Below are 18,682 nucleotides of genomic sequence, written 5' to 3'. Positions count from 1 at the left end.
GTCTAAGTGGGCACCGCGGGGCAGGTAGTCTTGTTACCTGCGTGCACGAAGCGCTGTGCACGCGAGCGTGAGTTATGTATGGGGAGGCGCGAATGACGGATCTCATCGACACCACGGAGATGTACCTCCGCACGATCCTGGATCTCGAGGAAGAGAACATCGTGCCGCTGCGCGCGCGTATTTCTGAGCGACTCGGCCACTCTGGCCCGACCGTCTCGCAGACGATCGCCCGCATGGAGCGCGACGGCCTCGTCGTCGTCTCCGGTGACCGCCACCTCGAGCTCACCAATGACGGGCGCAGCAAGGCCGTGCACGTGATGCGCAAGCACCGCCTGGCCGAGGTTCTGCTCTCCGACGTCATCGGCCTGGAGTGGGAACTCGTCCACGACGAGGCCTGCCGCTGGGAGCACGTGATGAGCGAGCAGGTGGAGCGGAAGCTCCTCGAGATCCTCAAGTTCCCGACCGAATCGCCCTACGGCACCCCGATCCCGGGACTCGAAGAGCTCGGCCAGCCCGCCGCCGCCCCGTTCATGCAGGGCGTCGAGAGCATCGTCGAGCTCGTCGGGCGCCACACGGAGCCCGTGCAGGCCATCGTGCGCCGCCTCGGTGAGCCGGTGCAGTTCGATCCGGAGCTGCTCCTGCAGCTCAAGCAGTCCGGTGTGATGCCCGGTGCCACCGGGACCTTCTCTGCCGCCGGTTCCTATGTTCTGGTGCAGGTTGATGGTTTCGGCGAGGGCCTGGAACTTCCCAACGAAGTTGCCATCCACATTTTTGTGACCGCCGAATCCCTGTAACCACGCGGCTTCGGCGGCGGCAAGCGTTACCAATTCGTTAGAAACGGCGTGTTTCGATGTGACATCGTCCAGGTCAGCGGGTAACCTCGGTTCAGTCCCACTGACCAGAAGCCGGTCGATGGACTCGAGAGCAGACGTCCCCCAGACCCGTCTCTGATCTCGAAAACAATACGCGTATGCGCATTGGACGGGGCAGCTACCTAGTGCTGCTGGGGCGCCGGAGGTAACTTTGGCTCTATTAGGTTCCAAGCGCTCTCGCCGAGGCGCCCCCCACAGTTCAACACGTACCGCACTGGTTCCCGCTGCAGGCACTGCCGCAGCGACCCGAGCCGTGATGCCCCCAGAGGCGATGCGACAGAAGCCCCGTAGCAAGGGCCTCCGCAACGCCGTCGTGGTGTCGCTCTCCTTCGGCATGATCGCAACGATCGCGCTGCCCGCGTACGCCTTCGCGCCCGGTTCCGGTGACCCGGAGTTCGCCGCATCCGCTGCCAGCTCGCTCTCGAAGGCCCAGGCCCAAGACGTGCAGGTGGACAAGCAGGCCGCGAACATCACGGTGTCCGCCGACGGCTATGACGCGGTCAGCCAGGCCGAGATTCAGGCCGCAGCCGATGCAGCGGCCGCCGCCGCGCGTGCCGCAGAGGTGGCCGCACAGATGACGAGCTACGCCGCGTCCTACTCCGGCCCGTCGGTCGGCGAGTTCCTCGCCAGCCCGGCGTACCCGAGCTATGACCTCGGCTCCGTCTACAACGTGGCGCTGCAGTACCAGGGCGTTCCCTACGTCTACGGCGGAGCGACGCCGGCCGGCTTCGACTGCTCCGGCTTCGTCATGTACGTGTTTGCGCAGTTCGGCATCTCGCTGCCGCACTCCTCGAACGGCCAGGGCGCAGCGGGAACGCGCATCGCGATCGAGGACGCCCAGCCCGGCGACCTCGTCATCATGGAAGGCCACGACGGCTTCTACGCCGGAAACGGCAACATCCTGCACGCCCCGTACGAGGGTGCTTCCGTGCGGGTGCAGCCGATCTGGACCAGCGACTACTACATCGTGCGCATCGGCATTTAGGCCAGAGCACGCGAACGACGGCGAGCGGATGCCCTGGCATCCGCTCGCCGTTTCGTTGCCGGACGCAGGGGGCAGAACGGTGAATTTTCGGTGACGATCGGGGCCGCCGACGCGCTGCTGTACGGCTGCGGCGGAAAAGTGGTTTAGCCTGAAGCCCTGACGTACTGAGAGATTCTCGGAGAGCCAATGGACAGGGCACGGAACATTCACACCACGGATGCCCGCTGCCTGTTTGCCCGGAGGCACAGCAGTCACACACGCCCCAGCCACCAGAGTGGCTCGAAGGACACTGTCGATATGACGGTGTCCTTTTCTGTTTAACACCGCGTGTGCGCCCGCTCGCTTCGTCCCCTCGGTCGTCGGAAGAGTCGAATGGCTGCAAGCCGTGCAGCCTGCTTCGAGAGGGAGACCATGCACACACTGGTGTTGAATGCCGGGTACGAACCGCTCGCTGTCGTGAGCTTCAAGCGGGCGCTGGCGCTTGTCATGAATGACAAGGCGCGCGTCTTGCAGATTGACACCGGGCACCCGGTGTGGGCGACGTCCGGGGTGTGGGATCGCCCATCCGTGATCCTGCTCACCCGCTATGTGCGCATCCCGCGGGGGCGGACGACGCCGGTGAGCAGGCGGGGAGTGCTGCGCCGCGACGACCACCGCTGCGGCTACTGCGGCAAGTCGGCCAGCACGATCGACCACGTGCTGCCGCGATCACGCGGCGGGCGCGACACCTGGGAGAACCTGGTGGCGTGCTGCCTGCGCTGCAACAACGTCAAGAGCGACCGGACGCCGGCCGAGATGGGGTGGGAGCTGCGCTTCACGCCCTACGTTCCGCGGGAGGGTGGATGGCGGGTGCGCGGCACGGAGCGCACGCTTCCGGAGTGGGACGCGTTCCTCGAACCGGCTGCGTAGCGGATCGGGGTGCTGCGGCATCCGGAATCACGCTCACCCAATGTGCGTGATGGCCGGGTCCTCACTGCGCTCTAGAGTCGCTGCAACAACCGATGACGCTGCCGGACGGCGTAGCTGCCGCAGGGGAAGACAGGAGATCTGAGATGGCTGATCAGGCATATATCGCGATTGCGGCGCAGTACGCCACTGAGGATGAGGCGGTGGCCGACTTCGAGAAGATTCATGAGCACTACAAGTCCGCAGACAAGCACGGCTCCTTCGACGCGGCGGTGATCAAACGCGACGTGGACGGAACGCTCAGCATGCCGAAGCGGGATGACGACGGCAAGCACCGCGGGGTGGGGAAGGGTCTGGCCATCGGCCTCGCCGGCGGCCTCGCCGTCGCGCTGTTCCCGGCTGTCGCGCTCGGCGGCGCACTCGTGGTGGCCGGCGGCTCCGGCGCCGGCATCGGCGCACTGGCTGGACACATCGCACGCAAGACGCCGTCGAAAGACCTGCAGGCGATCAGCGAGACGCTGGATGCCGGCAGCGCCGGTGTCGTGCTCGTCGTCGACCCCGCGGAGAGCGACGTTGTGCAGGGGCTGCTGACGAATGCCACCCGGGTGACCGTGAAGGATCTCTCCGTTGACGACGAGGAGCTCGACACCGAGGTCGACGAGGCGTACGAGTAGGGCAAGTTTCAAGGCGCGGCTGAAGCTTGCCGAATTGGGTGGTGACAAGGTCGCGGCGCTCCCGTACTGTTGGCGAGGTTGGGGTCTTCCGGACCCCGGCCAAGCCCCCAAGCAAGACGTGCCGCGGCAGTGAATCGCCCCGGCTCTTGCGCAGCGTTAAGGACCACGCGTGACAGAAGCCGCATCGAGCCGACTCACAGGAGAGTCGAGCACGGATGCCGCCCTGCCGAGCAGGCGCGAGATGCGCGAGCAGTGGGCGCGCGAGGCGGCGGAGGCTGCTGCAGTCGAGGCTGCCGCAACCGAGTCGGCCGCAGTCGAATCGACCGCGAGTGATGTAACTGCCGTGCCAGCGCCCGACGCCGCGGTGGCGCGTGCGGTGCGCGCGAGCGTGCAGCGCGCGGCCGCGGCATCCGCGCCGCTACGGGCGGCCCTGGGCGGCCCGCCGCGCGCACCCAAGAGCCGGCGCAGTGCGATGCGGTCGTTTGTGACTTTCGCCGTCGTGCCCGGACTGTTCCTGACGGCCGCGCTTCCGGCCTACGCCTTCGCCCCCGGCAGCGGTGGGCAGAGCTTCGCCGCCAGCGACTCCAGGGAGGCCAGCACCGCCGGTGCGCAGAGCGTGGACATCGCGAGCTTCTCGCGGGAGGTCACCGTCTCGAGCGACGGCTTCGCCGCGGTGAGCTCCGAGGAGATCCAACGGCTCACGCTGGAGGCCGAGCGCCTCGCGGCCGAGCAGGCCGAGGCCGAGGCCGCGGAGGCGCGCGTGCGTGCCGGCGCCAACACCACGCCCGGCGTGCGGCAAGAGGGCGACGACTACCCCTGGCCGTGGGAGGCGACCGACGATCAGGGCGGCGGCTTCTCGCCGATGAACTACTACTACCGCGAGTGCGTCGACTTCGTGGCATGGCGCCTCAACCGTGACGCCGGAGCGACCGGCCCGTTCAAGTGGGTGTGGTCGACCCTCACCCCGGGAGGCGGAAGCGCATACAACTGGGCGAACGCGTGGAACGGGCACGGCTGGACCACGAGCTACGACCCCATTCCCGGGGCTGTCGCCTGGTTCACCGCGAACCACGTCGCCTACGTGCAGTCGGTTCCCGGCGACGGCACCGTTGTGCTCGAGGAGTACAACTGGGGAAACGACCACGCCTACCACCGGCGCACCGTGCCGATCGGCGAGGTCGACCTCTTCCTCTACCCGCCGCCGTAGGCCGGCGCTCTCCGCCCGCCGTCGCTGTGTCGGCCCGAGCCGACAGCCGCGACCCGGTAAACTCATGAGGTCAGCCTCTGTAGCTCAATGGAAGAGCAGTTCCGTCCTAAGGAAAGGGTTGGGGGTTCGAGTCCCTCCAGGGGCACCGTGCATTTCCCGCACATTCTCTTGCAACCACTGGGATGCACCGGCTCTCGCAAGTCGGTCGCTGCGGGTTTGCCCACACTTTGCGCACATGTCGAAGGGAATCTGAACGCGCTTCGCGAACGGACAAAGACTCTCTTAAGCTGCTTCGACCCCCAGCACCGATAGCCTTATGGCGCATCGTTGGAGAGGATCACTGTAGATGACCGATTTTGGACCGTTCTCGGTCGATCCCGCCAAAGTGGCTGCATTAGGCGGTGCGAACTTTGGCCAATTCGTGGCCCGGTTGCTTTCAACAGAAACCGCCGCATACGGCATGGTCGGTACGAGTCTTGAAACTACCTACCTCGAGAACGTCGGCGACGGCGGGGTGGACGCAGGGTTGCGGGGAGCGAGCGGCACGTCGTGGGTACCGGCCGGCGACAGCGCTTGGCAGTTCAAAGCTGGCGACCTTGGGCCTTCCAAGTGCAAGGAAGAACTGGAAGGTGCGACGAAGGCTATCGAAACTTTGCGCGCCGGGGGAAACTATCGACTTGTCCTCGGAGCTTCTCTCACTTCAGCGAAGATCGCCAGTCGTCGCGCCAAGCTAATTGAAGCCGCGCACGGGCTGGGGATTGTCGACGCCGAAGCGAGAATCGAACTCATTTCGGCGGATAGTTTGGCGCGTTGGATTGAGACCTATCCGGCGTTGGCGGTCAGCCCCTTGCTTGGTGGAATCGGCCGCCGGGTGCTTTCATTCGCGGAGTGGAGCAGTTCGCACCCCCATGACACGATTTGGACAGAGTCTCCATTTCGAAGCGCGCAGGTCGACGGTCTCCGTAGTTCCTTAGATTCTCAGGGCTCGGCAGCGTCCAGAGTTGAAGGAGTTAGCGGCGTCGGCAAGAGCCGTCTTACCCTTGAGGCAATTCGTGGCCAGTCCTACGAGCCGCTCGTGATTTACGCGCCCTCAGCGGATCAGTTCCCGATTGACGTGCTGATCCAGTTGCGAGCGCAGGGTCGCATCGGCGTGGTGGTCATAGACGAATGTGATCGCAAAGAGCACGAGGTCTTTGCATCCTCGCTCGCGATCAATTCACCTATCCGCCTAGTAACAATTGGCGAGCCGGGTATCGGATCTACTCGCTCACCAATTCTCAAATTGTCAGAGTTCGCCGATGAGTCGATGCAAGATCTACTTCGCAAGAATCGCGCAAATCTCTCGCCCGAAGCGAGTCGCGTCGTCGTGCAGGTCGCTGCGGGGAATATCGATTACGCACTCAAGCTCGCGCAGGCAGCGATCGATGGGAACGTCGGTTCGGCTGGCGGCCTCGTCGCCGAGGACGACCTCCGGGCATTCTTTACGAACCAGTTGCCGGATGGACAACTTTTTTTAGCTAGCTGCGCCCTCGCGCTTTTTAGCAGGTTCGGCTTCGACGGCGAGCCTGGCGCGGAAGTTGAAGTCATCGCGCATGGGTTGCGATTGTCCGTTGACGACCTTCGCAGAGCTGCCGCGTCACTCCAACGTCACGGATTGGTGTCGAAACAGGGCAGATATAGAAGCGTGGGACCGCACCCCGTCGCTGTCTATTTGGCAGCCCGGGGATGGGAGGAGTTTGGTCAGCGAATCGTCACAGAACTGCTTCCAGAGCTGGATTCCGACCTTACTGAGCGTTTGTTCAGACGCGCAGCCGATATTGGAGAACTTGATGCGGCGAGTCCGGCAATGGCTGCCGTGCTGGGCAGCGGTGGCCCGCTCGCCTCGCTCAGTTCTATTGCCGACGGAAACAACTCTGCGCTGCTCACGCATTTCGCAGTGCTCGCGCCCGAGGCCGTCGCAGACCGTCTTGCCGGACTGATCTCGGCCGCCTCCGAGGAGCAACTCATTCATGCCCGTGGCATTCGCCGGGACCTGGTATGGGCTCTTGGAAAACTTGCTTGGCACTCACGGACGTTCTTGGTAGCTGCCAACGCCCTCCTTCGCCTTGCGATTGCGGAGAACGAGACCTACGGCAATAACGCTTCCGGTACATGGGTCGAGTTTTTCGGTGCCATGTTGCCCGGCACCGCAGCAGCCCCCGCTGCGCGGGTCGAATACCTGAAAGTGTGCGCCTCGTCCCCCGATCCGCGTGTGCGCCGGCTGGTAGTTCGCGGCGCCGACAGAGCACTCGACGCGCAAGAGAGCATCATGGTGTCGGGGGAGGTACAGGGCGGGTTAGTCGTCGAACCGAGAGGCCGGCCATCGACCTTTAGTGAGGTTTGGGCGTACAAGAACGCGGCGATAGACATCCTTGGTTCGCTCACGGCGGACGAAGTCGAAGAGATAGCTGCCGAGGCCACGAAGCAACTGGTTGGATCACTTCATGGCCTTCTCGAGGTCGAGGCGAATCGGGAGCACTTAGGACAAGTGATTGCGACGCTTTCCCCTGAAGTGATTGTAAACGCACGCGTCGAGGCCGAGAGCTTGCGCACTCTATTCGTTAGGGTCGAGACGGAGGATGGGCGCCCCGCTGCACTTGCGGAGTTCAACGCGCTCTTGCCGCCGCAGAGTCCGACCGAGCGCTTGCAGGTTCTCGCTAACACTCGTTCTTGGGACCGCGATATGGATGAACTTGCGCAGGAACTGGTCGCGAACGCGCAGCAAGCAGGCTCTGCGAACCCCAGTGAGGTTCTCTTGGGCGTGTTGCAATCGACTCCTGAGCTCCCGTCCGCCTACGCGATCGGCCGGGCGGTTCAATTGCTCGGAGTTGATTACTCCCGCGGCGTTGCACGACTATCTGAGTTTGCAGGGACCGCCAACGGCGAAGCCTTAATTGGATTCCTTCATTCCGTAGTAAATGATGGTGACGTTGAAGCATTCGACCGCTACCTAGACGAAGCGGAGCTCGCTCCCGTTCTCGCATTGCAATATTCGGTACGCGGCGCTCACACTCCGGCTGCAACCGCGCGGGTGGATCGACTCGTGACCGAGGTTAGCGTCGTCGACGCGGCCCGAGTGCTTTTTACTTGGATGCATAGCGCCGACCAGGCAGAGTCCGCGCAGTACTTGCGCCACTGGGAAAGGCGAATCGCGTCGCAGGCCGACTACAACGCAGCGGTCGATTTTGCTGCAATGCAGGTTCACAGAAAGACCGGTCCCCTTCCGGATCTCGACGCAGCGATCATCGAGCTGGTACCGCGCAGGCGGGAGTATCCGGATATGGGGCAAGAGAGCTGGGACTGGTCAGTGCTTGCTCGCCGACAGATCGAGGCCGACCCTCTGGGACTGGTGCGATTGGTAGCCGACTTAGTCGAAGCAGATGCCATTCATGCGTTTTCGGGCTCCGAAGAGAGTCGTCTCCTGCAGGAGGCCGTTAGCGCTGGCGGTGAGGAGGCGTGGGTCGAGCTAATGACCCGTCTGGAAAGAGGAGATTGGCGGCTCTCCTTTTCCGCGCGAGAATGGCTCGGGACCGCAGCCACGGTAGAAGAGGCTGATCGGTGGGTCGGGGGGAGTGTCGAGCGGGCCAGGATCCTAGCGAACGTCACGAAGCCGGGAGGTGCGACCCTTGCACCAGTAGCGCGATACCTGATCGACACATTTGGCGAAGACGAGAGAGTCTCGTCGCATCTCGTGGGTCAGTTCATCAGCGGGTTGTGGTCCGGAAATGAATCGGACCGCATTAATTCGCAGATTGCGGAAGTCCAAAGTTGGCTGGCGACACCGAGCCCGACCCCGTCGGATGCTATGCGGGCATGGAGTCGAAGGCTTGTGGCCAGCCTTGAGGCTCGTCTCCGCGCTGTCATCCAGGAAGAAGAGGAGCGGGGCTGGTAGCCCGCGACTTCGGTTTTTCTAGAGTCTGCGACAAAGAAAGTTCTGCGATCTGAGTTCGACGGTCGCCGACCGCGACTTCGACGTGCAACTTGCCGCCTGCAGCTTCGAGTTCTCAATGCGCGATGGGGGTTCGAGTCCCTCCAGGGGCACCGTGCGATGTTCGAGACATCGTGACAGGCCGGTCCGCAGTGCGCGGAGCCGGCCTTTTCGTTTGGCCGCCGCCTCTACCTTGGCACAATGTGCCTATTGTGCACGCCGTGCAGGTGGGGCAGGATTGCTCCATCGCCCGCCAACGAATCGAAAGCCGTGTCAACGATGACTGAGAGCATGATGGTCGACCTTCTGGTAGTCGGATCGGGAACCGGCCTCGCTGCCGCACTGTCCGCGCACGAGCAGGGCGCCAGCGTGCTCGTGATCGAGAAGACCGGGCTCGTCGGCGGTTCGACCGCGCGCTCGGGAGGAGCGTTCTGGATCCCCGCCAATCCGATCCTCGCCAAGGAGGGAGCACACGACTCGCCGGAGAAGGCACGCACGTACCTGAGCGCCGTTGTGGACGGCACGGCCCCGGAGCCACGCTGGGAGGCCTTCCTCGAGCACGGGCCGGCCACCGTGCAGATGCTCGAGCGCACGACGCGCATGCAGTTCACCTGGGCCAAGGGCTACTCCGACTACCATCCAGAGCTGCCCGGCGGATCGGCGGCCGGCCGCAGCTGCGAGTGCCGCCCCTTCGACGTCGCACGGCTCGGCGCGGAGCGTGCTCGGCTCCGGCCAGCCGTGATGGAGGCGCCACTGCCGATGCCGGTGACCGGTGCGGACTACAAATGGCTGAACCTCATGGCCAAGGTTCCGATCCGCGGCTTCGGCGTCGCAATCAAGCGGGCACTGCAGGGCATCGGCGGCAAGCTGATCGGCCGCGAGTACGCGGCCGGTGGCCGGGCGCTCGCCGCCGGACTCTTCGACGGTGTGGTGCGGGCCGGGATCCCGGTGTGGACCGACGCGAGCCTGCAGCGACTGCTCGTCGATGAGTCCGGCGCCGTGATTGGCGCCGCCGTCACCCGTGACGGTCAGGAGACCACGGTGCTTGCGAAGCGCGGCGTCGTTCTCGCCGCCGGCGGATTCGACCACGATCTCGCTCTGTGGCGCAGCCTGCAATCGGATGCTCTCGACGACTGGAGCCTCGGCGCTGACGGCAACACCGGTGACGCGATCCGTGCAGCTCAGGCCCTTGGCGCCGGCGTTGCCCTGATGGACCAGGCTTGGTGGTTCCCCGCGATCGCACCGATTCCGGGCGAGAAGCCGACGGTGATGCTCGCCGAACGGTCGCTGCCCGGCTCCTTCATCGTCGATGCGACGGGCTCCCGCTTCCTCAACGAAGCAGAGGACTACATGTCCTTCGGCCACGACGTGCTCGAGCGTGAGCGTGAGGGGCGCCCCGTCGGCACCATGTGGCTGGTGTTCGACCAGACATACCGCAACAGCTATCTGCTGGGCGGGTCGGTCTTCCCGCGGATGTCGCTGCCCGCCGCCTGGTACGAGAACGGCATCGCCGTGCGCGCCTCGTCGTGGGAGCAGCTCGCGGAGAGGATGGGCGTGCCGTCCGCGCCCTTCGTCGACTCCGCCCGCCGCTACAACGGGCTCGCCGTCGGCGGTGTCGACGCGGACTTCGGCCGCGGCGACAGCGCATACGACCGCTACTACGGCGACCCGACGATCGAGCCCAACCCGAACCTCCGCCCGCTCGACCCCAGCGGGCTGTACGCAATCAAGATCGTGCTCTCCGACCTCGGCACCTGCGGCGGCATCACCGCCGATGAACACGGCCGCGCGCTCGCCGCCGACGGCACGCCGATTCCCGGGCTGTACGCGATCGGCAACTCCGCGGCGAATGTCTTCGGTGAGAGTTACCCCGGCGCAGGCGCGACGATCGGCCAGGGGCTGGTCTACGGCCACATCGTGGCGAGCCATGCGATCGCCGCGGGTCACGTCGCCGCGCGAGGGGATGACGCCGCCGTCGCGTGACGAGAGAGCTCCGATGCGTGAATGTGCGTGATCCGGCGCCCGGCTGCGGCCATACTGGGCACATGCGCGCACCCGTCCTCGCAGCTCTCGCGGCCGTCGCCCTGCTCACACTGAGCGCCTGCACGGCAGCGGATGCCGCGCCGAGCGCGAGCCCGTCCCCGTCATCGTCATCATCATCGTCCACCCCGTCCGGGGCGGGCGGCACGGCCGAGGTCTTCACTCCGATCGTGGGCGCGGCGCTCGCGCCACCGGAGGCCGTGCCGTCCACCGACGGGGCGACGCACCTCGCCTACGAACTGCTCCTGACGAATGTGCTCGGGCAGACTGTCACGCTCGACGCCATCACCGTGCTCGGCGACGACGCCGAACTGCTGCGACTCGAGGGCGACGAGCTCGCCGCGTGGATGCGGCCGCTCGGCGGCTCGGCGCCCTCCCGCGTTCTCACGGCGGGGCAGCAGGGGATCGTCTACCTCGACGTCATCGTGCCGTCGCCGGGGGATGCTCCAGATGCCCTCAGCCACGTCATCGAGCTCACACCGGAGACCGCGATCCCACCCGTCGTCGAGAAGCCGATGAGCGAGACGATCGCGGTGACGAGGGTCGCGGCATCCACCCCCATCGTGATCGGCTCGCCGGTGCGCGGGGCCGGCTGGCTCGACGGCAACAGCTGCTGCGCGGTCACACCGCACCGCACGGCGGTCAACCCGGTCAACGGAACGCTGCACGCACCGGAACGTTTCGCGATCGACTTCGTGCAGCTGGATGCCGCCGGGCGCATCGTCGGAGGAACGATCGATGACCTCGCGAGCTACGGCTACTACGGGGCCGACATCGTGGCGGTCGGAGACGGCCCGATCGTCTCGATGGGCTGGGAGCTGCCAGAGGAACGACCGGGCAGTAACCCGACGGGGCTGGCGCTTGCCGAGTACGGCGGCAACCACATCGTGCAAGACCTCGGGGGCGGGCGTTTCGCGTTCTATGCGCACCTGCAGGGCGGCAACCCGGAGGGGCTTGCGGTGGGGCAGCGCCTGAGACGGGGCGAGATCATCGGGGCGCTCGGCAATTCGGGCAACACCGATATGCCGCATCTGCATTTCCACATCATGGATTCGCCCCGGCCGCTCAGCTCCAACGGCCTGCCGTTCCTGATCGAGTCGTTCACGCTCGCGGGCACCGTGAGCGACACCGATCTGGTGGACTGCATGACGGCATCCGTTCCGTGCGCCGTCGACGACTCCGACAGCGGCGCCAGGGCCGAGGTGAGCCCGCTGTACCGCGACGTCCTCGACTTCGGCAACTGAGTGGTGCCTGTGTGGCCCGAGCGTCAGCGCCGTACTGGGTCGGCGCCGCGGAGCGCCGCGCGCCCCGGCAGGAAGGCGGCGACGGCGATTCCCGCGATCGCGACCGCGATCAGCGGCACCAGTGCCGCCACATACTGATTGCTCTGCCCCGCGAAGCTCACCGCAAGGAGGGTTCCGACGATCGCGGTGCCGAAGCTCGAACCGAGGTTGGACACGCTGCGGGAGAGGCCGGAGATCTCTCCCTGCTGCGCCTCGGAGAAGGAGGACTGCACGACGTTGACGCTCGGCGTGAGCATCAGGCCGAGGCCGAGACCGATCGCCAACAGGCCGGGGGCGAACGGCCACGCGCCCGGCACGGCGCCGACGAGGAGCAGCAGCACCAGACCGACGCCGGTGATGACGAATCCCGTGATGATCAACGATCGCTGCGAGAACCGCCGCACCAGCGCACCGGCCGCCAGCGAGGATACGAGGATCCCGAGTGTCGCCGCGCTGAAGATGATCCCGGTCTCGATCGCGTCGTACTGCCGGACAACTTGGAGGTGACTTGCGACGAGCATCGATGTGCCCATCAGCAGCAGCCACTGGAAGTTCTGGGTCACGAGGGCCAGATTCGACACCCGGTTGTGGAACAACGCCGTCGAGAGCAGCGGCTCGCGCCCGGCCTTCTCCAGTCGGCGCACCCACCAGAAGAACAGTGCGATCACGGCTGCTCCGAGGGCCATCAACCCGAGGGAGAGCAGCAGGTTGTTGTCGGCGGCAAGGATGCCGAACACGAAGACGATCAGGCCGATGGCCGACAGCACGGCCCCGCTGACGTCGAACGGCCGGCCGGGCTCGCGGGGGAGCGGGTCCTTCAGGCGGAGGGCGAGCAGCAGGATGATCGCGATGATGAGCGCCTGGAATCCGAACGCCGCGCGCCACGAGAATGTCGCGGTGATCCAGCCGCCGATCAGTGGCCCCGTCGCGGCCCCGATCCCGCCGGCGGCGCTGACGATGCCGAAGGCGCGGACCCGCTCGCTCAGCCCCGTCCAGTACAGCGTCACCAAGATGTAGACGGGCGGGATGAGCAGTGCCGTCCCCGCGCCCTCCAGAATCGAGTTGCCGAGGATCAACACGCCGAGGCCCGGCGAGAGCGCACTGAGGATGGCGCCGACCCCGTAGACCGCCAGCCCGAGTACGAAGCAGGTCTTCCTGCCGAGTTGCACGGTCAGCTTGCCGAAGGGGATCATCAGCGCCGCCATCACGAGCAGGAAGAGCGTGATCGAGATCTGAATGCCCTGCACGGTGGTGTCGAGGTCGTGGCTCATGTCGTTGAGCATCACGTTCATGTTCGATCCGGCGAAGGAACAGATGAACTGCGCGAGCGCGAGCGGCAGCAACAGCCACCAGCCCGGTGGCGTGCCCTGTGCGTCTGAGCGCGTCGACACCATCGCTACCGAGCGCCGCCCGGCGGGCTCTGCGCATCGGAGCCGGGCACGGGAGCCTCGAGCAGCCAGCTCATATCGATCGGTTGCGTGGTTGTCGGTGGTTCGGTCCCTGCCGCATCGATCGGGTCCATGCGTGGTCCTCCAAACATCTCGGTTGTCCCCGCCCTGTAGCCTCCGCGCGCCGCAGGGACGCGGCATCACGCAGACCGGGTGAATTCTGTGGCAGCGAGCGTACGATGGCTGTTCAAACGAGCTGAGGAGCGGTCATGGCCACGTACAAAGTCGGGTATTTCGTGGGAAGCCTGTCGTCGAAATCCGTGAACAGGGTGCTGTCGCGATCTCTCATCCGGGTCGCGCCGAAGGAGCTGGAGTTCACGGAGATCCCGATCAGGGATCTGCCGCTGTACAGCCCGGACTACGACGGTGAGTACCCGGCGGAGGCGGTGGCCCTGAAGGAGGCGATCGCCAACTCCGACGCCATCCTCTTCATCACCCCGGAGTACAACCGCTCGATTCCCGGCGCGCTGAAGAACGCCATCGACTGGGCTTCCCGCCCGTGGGGGCAGAACTCCTTCGACCACATCCCTGCGGCGGTGATCGGCGCCTCGATCGGCGCCATCGGAACCGCGGTCGCCCAGCAGAGCCTCCGCGGCGTGTTGAGCTTCTGCAACGCCCGCCAGATGACGGCGCCGGAGGCGTACATCCACTACTCGCCGGAGGTCTTCGCCGAGGACGGCGAGGTGCTGAACGAGGGCACCGCCCAGTTCCTCGGTAACTACATGAACGAGTTCCGCGACCACATCGTGCGGGTGCTCACCGTGCTGCCGCGCTAGCCTATGCGGCGAAGCCCTCGAGCACGGTGATCATCGTGCGCACCGATGAGCCGGTGCCGCCCGTGCTCGTGACGCCGTAGCCCGCGCCGTTGTTGGTGCCGGTACCGGCGATGTCGAGGTGGGCCCAGGGGATCGTGGCCGAGCCGTCGGCCGTCTTGCCGACGAACTCGCGCAGGAAGATGCCGGCCACCAGCATGCCGCCGTCGCGCACGCTCGGGTTGAGGTTGGCGAGGTCGGCGAAGCGGGAGTCGAGCAGGCCGCGCAGCTCGCTCGGCATCGGCATCGGCCAGTGCGCCTCACCGGTTGCGGTGCCGGCTGCGACGACCTGGGCGACGAGCGCGTCATCGCCCATGACGGCGGCGGTGCGGCGGCCGAGCGCCACGATGGCGGCACCGGTGAGGGTGGCCACGTCGATGATGGCGTCCGGGTGCTCCTCGCTGGCCAGCGAGAGGCCGTCGGCCATGACCAGGCGGCCTTCGGCGTCCGTGTTCAGCACCTCGACGGTGGTGCCGTCGCGCATGGTGAGCACGTCGTTCGGGCGGATGGAGGTGCTCGAGACGAGGTTCTCGGCCACGCAGAGCCAGGCGGTGACGCGCACGTTCAGCTGCAGGCGGGCTGCGGCGATCGTCGCCGCGAGCACGGTGGCGGCACCGGCCATGTCGTGGTGCATGGTGAGCATGAAGTCGGCGGGCTTCATGGAGTTGCCGCCGGTGTCGAAAGTGATGCCCTTGCCGACGAAGGCGATGTGCTTCTCTGCACCCTCTGGCGCGTAGCTCACCTTGATCAGGCGCGGCAGGCGTGAGGAGCCCTGACCGACGCCGAGGATGCCGCCGCAGCCCTCGTCGGAGAGCCTGGCCTCATCCCACACCTCGACGGTCACGGGCAGATCGGCTGCAGCGTTCTCGGCGGCTGCGGCGAAGGTCTCCGGGTACAGCTCGGCGCCGGGGGTGTTGGTCAGGTCCTTGACGAAGCTGACGGCATCCGACATGACGTTGACCCTGGCGAGCGCGGTATCCGCGACTGCGGCCGGGCTGACGATCGTCACCGAGCTCGGGGTCGCCTTCTGCGCGGACTTCGTCTTGCCGCGGAACACGGTGAAGGCGTAGGCGCCGAGGGTCGCACCCTCGAAGGCCGCGACGGTGTCTGCCTCGCTGTTGATGCCGAAGTCGAGTACGAGCGACTCGGCGCCGGCGAGCTGGCGCACGGCCGACGCGGCCGCGTTGCGCACGGCGTCGGTGCCGGCATCCGCGCCCAGACCGATGATGGCCACGCTGCCGAAGGACGGGTCCTCGGTGGGAAGGCGCAGCAGTTCGTCGGCCTTGCCGCCGAAACCGAGGCTGGCGAACTGCGCGGTGATCTCCTCGACTGCTGGGGCGTCACCGAGCAGCACGGGGCCGTCGGAGCCCGAGACGGCACCGAGCACCAGAACGTCGGCACTGAGGGATTCGAGGTCGGCTGCAGTGAGCGCAACGCGAGGAGTCGTCATGGGGTTCCGTCCTATCGGTTCTGCCTTGTGGGCATGATGTGTCCATTCGACCCTAGGCGATGCGCTCACATCCGGCATGCCGGCGCCGTTCAGACATCTCCCATCGTGAAACCGCCCCGAAACTGTAGTGTCGGGGGCACGGATGCGATGTCGCACTGTGAGATGTCGCACTGTGAAGGGGAGCAGGCAGTGGCTGGAACCACCGAGATGCAGGGGCCATCGGGCACACCCAATGGCGCCGTCGCGGTGCGACACGGCCGACTGCCCCGTCGGAGCGCGGCGCGCACAGCACTGACGTTCACCGGCGCCGCTCTGGCCGTGCTGCTCGTCTCCAGCACCGCGGTGGCGGGCTACGCCGTGCTCTCCACGGTCGGAACCGTCAGTTCGAACGCGATCGACATCACCACCCCTGGCGGAACGCCGCCGCCGGAGCCGCCGGCATTCGGAGCGATCGAGGGCGGGTTCAACCTACTGCTCGTCGGAACGGACAACGACGCCAATCAGGGGGAGGAGTTCGGCGAACGCGATGCCACGCTCAACGATGTGAACATCCTGCTGCACGTCTCGGACGACCACCAGAGCGCCGTGGCGATCAGCCTGCCGCGCGACCTCGTCATCGCGCATCCGGAATGCACGAACCCCGAGACCGGGGAGGTGTTCGGTGCCATGTTCGCTCAGCCGTTGAACGACGCCTACGAGCGCGGCGGTCTTGGCTGCGTTGTGAACACCGTGTCAGGCCTGACCGGTCTCCCCGTCGACTACGCCGCGGTCGTGTCGTTCAACGGTGTCATCGCACTGAGCAACGCCGTCGGCGGTGTGCCGGTGTGCCTGGTCGAACCGATCGAGGACCCCGAATCGGGCCTGAATCTGCCGGAGGGCGAGAGCGTCATCTCCGGCTCGACGGCGCTGGCCTATCTGCGGGCCCGCTACGGTGTCGGCGACGGCAGCGACCTCTCGCGCATCTCGAATCAGCAGGCCTTCCTCTCGTCACTGCTCCGCACGGTGCGCAGCGGCCAGACGCTGAGCGACCCGGTGAAGCTCTACGGTCTCGCCCACGTCGCCGCGGAGAACATGCGCTTCTCGACCAGCCTGGCCAATCCAGCCACGATGATCTCGCTGGCGCTGAGCCTCAAAGACATCCCGCTCGAGAAGATCGTCTTCGTGCAATACCCCGTGGTCGATTCCTCGGAATTCTCCGGCAAGGTCGAGCCCAATCAGGTGCTGGCCGATCAGCTGATGGCCCTGGTCCAGGGCGACCAGCCCTTCCTGCTGCCCGATGGCTCGACCGGCAACGGCGTCGAGGCGGGCGAGGCCGCGCCGCCCGCCGAGCAACCGGTCGCCGAGCCGCCGGCCGCCGATCCTGCGGCGCCGGCTCCGGTGGAGGGCAGCGAGACCCCGGCACCCGTCACCCCACCGGTGGTGGAGGGGCTCAGCGGGCAAACCGCCGGTGAGACCACCTGCGCGAGGGCGAATTCCGGGTAACGGGTAGTCTGTGGGCTGCCGGCATCCGCCCCTCGGGCACTGGATGCCGCGCGTGAACCCCCGTGAAGGAGCCTGCCCATGGCACTCATCGACAACGCCATCTACGTCGACGGCAAGCGGGCGCTGGTGCCGGACAGCCTCGAGGACACCTTCGAGGCGATGCGGGAGACCGGCGGCTTCGCGTGGATCGGACTGTACCGGCCGACCACGAGCGAGATCGAGGCCGTCGCCGCCGAGTTCGGTCTGCACCACCTCGCGGTCGCGGATGCCCTGAACGGGCACCAGCGCGCCAAGCTCGAGCGCTACGGCGACTGCCTCTTCGTCGTGCTGCGCCCGGCCCGCTACCTCGACGAGGAGGAGGAGGTCGAGTTCGGCGAGCTGCACATGTTCGTCGGCCCCGACTACGTCATCACGATCCGGCACGCGGAGTCCCCGAACCTCGCCGCTGTGCGGCGCCGGCTCGAAGCCGCGCCCGAGCTGCTGACGCTCGGCCCGGAGGCCGTGCTCTACGCCGTGCTCGACCAGGTGGTCGATGAGTACGTGCCCGTGGTCGCCGGCCTGGAGAACGACATCGATGAGATCGAGGACGAGCTGTTCAGCGACTCGATCGACGTCTCGCGGCGCATCTTCGGACTCTCCCGCGAGGTGATCGAGTTCCAACGCGGCACAGCCCCGCTGCGCGCGATGATCGAGTCGTTGCAGGCGGGCTTCGACAAGTACAGCGTCGACCTCGAGCTGCAGCGGCACCTCCGCGATGTGCTCGACCACGTCATCCCGATCGGCGACAGGGTCGCCAGCTACCGCCAACTGCTGCAGGACGCGCTGACGGTGCACCTGACCGTCGTCGGCCAGCGCCAGAACGAGGAGATGCGCCACCTCTCGGAGACGAGCATCGCGCAGAGCGAGGAGGTGAAGAAGATCTCCAGTTGGGCGGCGATCCTCTTCGCCCCGACGCTCATCGCCAGCGTCTACGGGATGAACTTCGACGTCATGCCCGAGCTGCACTGGGCCGGGGGGTACCCGTTCGCGGTCGGGCTGATGGTGGCGATGGGCGTCGGCCTCTACCTGATCTTCAAGAAGCGCAACTGGCTCTAGCCCCCACGCCAGTTCCACCGGACGGCGGGGTTAGGCGGAGGGGGTGGCCTCTGCTGCGTCCTGCGCGGCGATCTCCGCGTGCACGGCCTTCATATCGATGGCCTTGACGGCGTCGACGAGCTCGGCGAAGGCCGCCGCCGGCAGCGCGCCGGGCTGCGAGAACACGAGCACCTTGTCGCGGAAGGCCATCAGCGTCGGGATCGACGTGATGTTCGCGGCGGCGGCGAGGCCCTGGTTGGCGTCGGTGTCGACCTTGGCGAAAACCACATCGGGGTGCTTCTCGGAGGTCGCGGAATAGACCGGGGCGAACTGGCGGCACGGGCCGCACCAGTCGGCCCAGAAGTCAACGAAGACAATGTCGTTCTCGGTGATCGTCTCGTCGAAGGTCGCTTCGGTGATGTCGATGGTGGCCATTGGCTCTCTTTCTGTTCGGTGACGATTCTTGCGCACGCCGGGGTTCC

Annotated in this window: 14 protein-coding genes and 1 tRNA gene; 12 read left to right on the top strand and 3 right to left on the bottom strand. The window is 66.3% G+C overall.

Going from position 1 to position 18,682, the window contains the following annotated elements:
• Positions 1 to 92 precede the first annotated feature (92 nt).
• From ASC66_RS07420 to ASC66_RS07380, 9 genes are all read left to right on the top strand, one after another.
• Entirely contained in the window at positions 93 to 794 is a 702-nt protein-coding gene (locus ASC66_RS07420) for an iron-dependent transcriptional repressor DtxR (RefSeq protein WP_055837092.1), read from the top strand.
• A 349-nt stretch (positions 795 to 1,143) separates the two neighbouring features.
• Positions 1,144 to 1,857 (top strand): C40 family peptidase, encoded by a 714-nt coding sequence (locus ASC66_RS07415; protein ID WP_235496763.1) that lies wholly within the window; start codon positions 1,144 to 1,146, stop codon positions 1,855 to 1,857.
• A 411-nt stretch (positions 1,858 to 2,268) separates the two neighbouring features.
• Positions 2,269 to 2,766, top strand: coding sequence for an HNH endonuclease (locus ASC66_RS07410; RefSeq protein ID WP_055837086.1), 498 nt, complete (start codon positions 2,269 to 2,271; stop codon positions 2,764 to 2,766).
• A gap of 143 nt (positions 2,767 to 2,909) precedes the next feature.
• On the top strand, positions 2,910 to 3,437 hold the full coding sequence (locus tag ASC66_RS07405) for a DUF1269 domain-containing protein (protein ID WP_055837083.1): 528 nt from the start codon (positions 2,910 to 2,912) through the stop codon (positions 3,435 to 3,437).
• 169 nt (positions 3,438 to 3,606) lie between these two features.
• Positions 3,607 to 4,644, top strand: a complete 1,038-nt coding sequence (locus ASC66_RS07400) for a CHAP domain-containing protein (RefSeq protein ID WP_055837080.1) — start codon at positions 3,607 to 3,609, stop codon at positions 4,642 to 4,644.
• A gap of 73 nt (positions 4,645 to 4,717) precedes the next feature.
• Positions 4,718 to 4,789 (top strand) — tRNA-Arg (locus ASC66_RS07395).
• A 201-nt stretch (positions 4,790 to 4,990) separates the two neighbouring features.
• The gene (locus ASC66_RS07390) at positions 4,991 to 8,575 is read left to right on the top strand and encodes a hypothetical protein (protein WP_157509694.1); all 3,585 of its coding nucleotides are present in this window, start codon (positions 4,991 to 4,993) and stop codon (positions 8,573 to 8,575) included.
• A gap of 315 nt (positions 8,576 to 8,890) precedes the next feature.
• A complete protein-coding gene (locus ASC66_RS07385; RefSeq protein WP_055837075.1) occupies positions 8,891 to 10,594 on the top strand; it encodes a 3-ketosteroid-delta-1-dehydrogenase in 1,704 nt (567 codons plus the stop codon).
• Between the two features lie 62 nt (positions 10,595 to 10,656).
• Entirely contained in the window at positions 10,657 to 11,895 is a 1,239-nt protein-coding gene (locus tag ASC66_RS07380; protein WP_055837072.1) for a M23 family metallopeptidase, read from the top strand.
• 23 nt (positions 11,896 to 11,918) lie between these two features.
• On the opposite strand, the gene ASC66_RS07375 is transcribed toward ASC66_RS07380, so the two are convergent.
• Complete coding sequence (locus ASC66_RS07375; protein ID WP_235496762.1) at positions 11,919 to 13,325, bottom strand: MFS transporter; 1,407 nt, start codon at positions 13,323 to 13,325, stop codon at positions 11,919 to 11,921.
• 266 nt (positions 13,326 to 13,591) lie between these two features.
• Here ASC66_RS07375 and ASC66_RS07370 point away from each other — a divergent pair, with 266 nt between their 5' ends.
• The gene (locus tag ASC66_RS07370; RefSeq protein WP_055837066.1) at positions 13,592 to 14,158 is read left to right on the top strand and encodes an NADPH-dependent FMN reductase; all 567 of its coding nucleotides are present in this window, start codon (positions 13,592 to 13,594) and stop codon (positions 14,156 to 14,158) included.
• Position 14,159: 1 nt separating this feature from the next.
• On the opposite strand, the gene ASC66_RS07365 is transcribed toward ASC66_RS07370, so the two are convergent.
• Complete coding sequence (locus ASC66_RS07365) at positions 14,160 to 15,644, bottom strand: leucyl aminopeptidase (protein WP_055837064.1); 1,485 nt, start codon at positions 15,642 to 15,644, stop codon at positions 14,160 to 14,162.
• 189 nt (positions 15,645 to 15,833) lie between these two features.
• Here ASC66_RS07365 and ASC66_RS07360 point away from each other — a divergent pair, with 189 nt between their 5' ends.
• Together ASC66_RS07360 and corA are read left to right on the top strand one after the other, a co-directional pair.
• Positions 15,834 to 17,126 carry an LCP family protein gene (locus ASC66_RS07360; RefSeq protein ID WP_162243487.1) on the top strand — a complete coding sequence of 431 codons (1,293 nt, stop codon included), beginning with the start codon at positions 15,834 to 15,836 and terminating at the stop codon, positions 17,124 to 17,126.
• Between the two features lie 78 nt (positions 17,127 to 17,204).
• Entirely contained in the window at positions 17,205 to 18,221 is a 1,017-nt protein-coding gene (gene corA, locus ASC66_RS07355; RefSeq protein WP_055837059.1) for a magnesium/cobalt transporter CorA, read from the top strand.
• Between the two features lie 30 nt (positions 18,222 to 18,251).
• Here corA and trxA read toward each other — a convergent pair whose 3' ends face one another.
• Positions 18,252 to 18,635: a thioredoxin gene (gene trxA, locus ASC66_RS07350; protein WP_055837056.1), complete on the bottom strand. Its 384-nt coding sequence runs from the start codon at positions 18,633 to 18,635 to the stop codon at positions 18,252 to 18,254.
• Between the last annotated feature and the right edge of the window lie 47 nt (positions 18,636 to 18,682).

The sequence above is a fragment of the Leifsonia sp. Root4 genome (genome assembly GCF_001425085.1).
Classification (GTDB): Bacteria; Actinomycetota; Actinomycetes; order Actinomycetales; family Microbacteriaceae; genus Microterricola.
The sequence above is the reverse complement of the archived record's forward strand: the minus strand, read 5'-3'. Positions and strand labels throughout refer to the sequence as shown.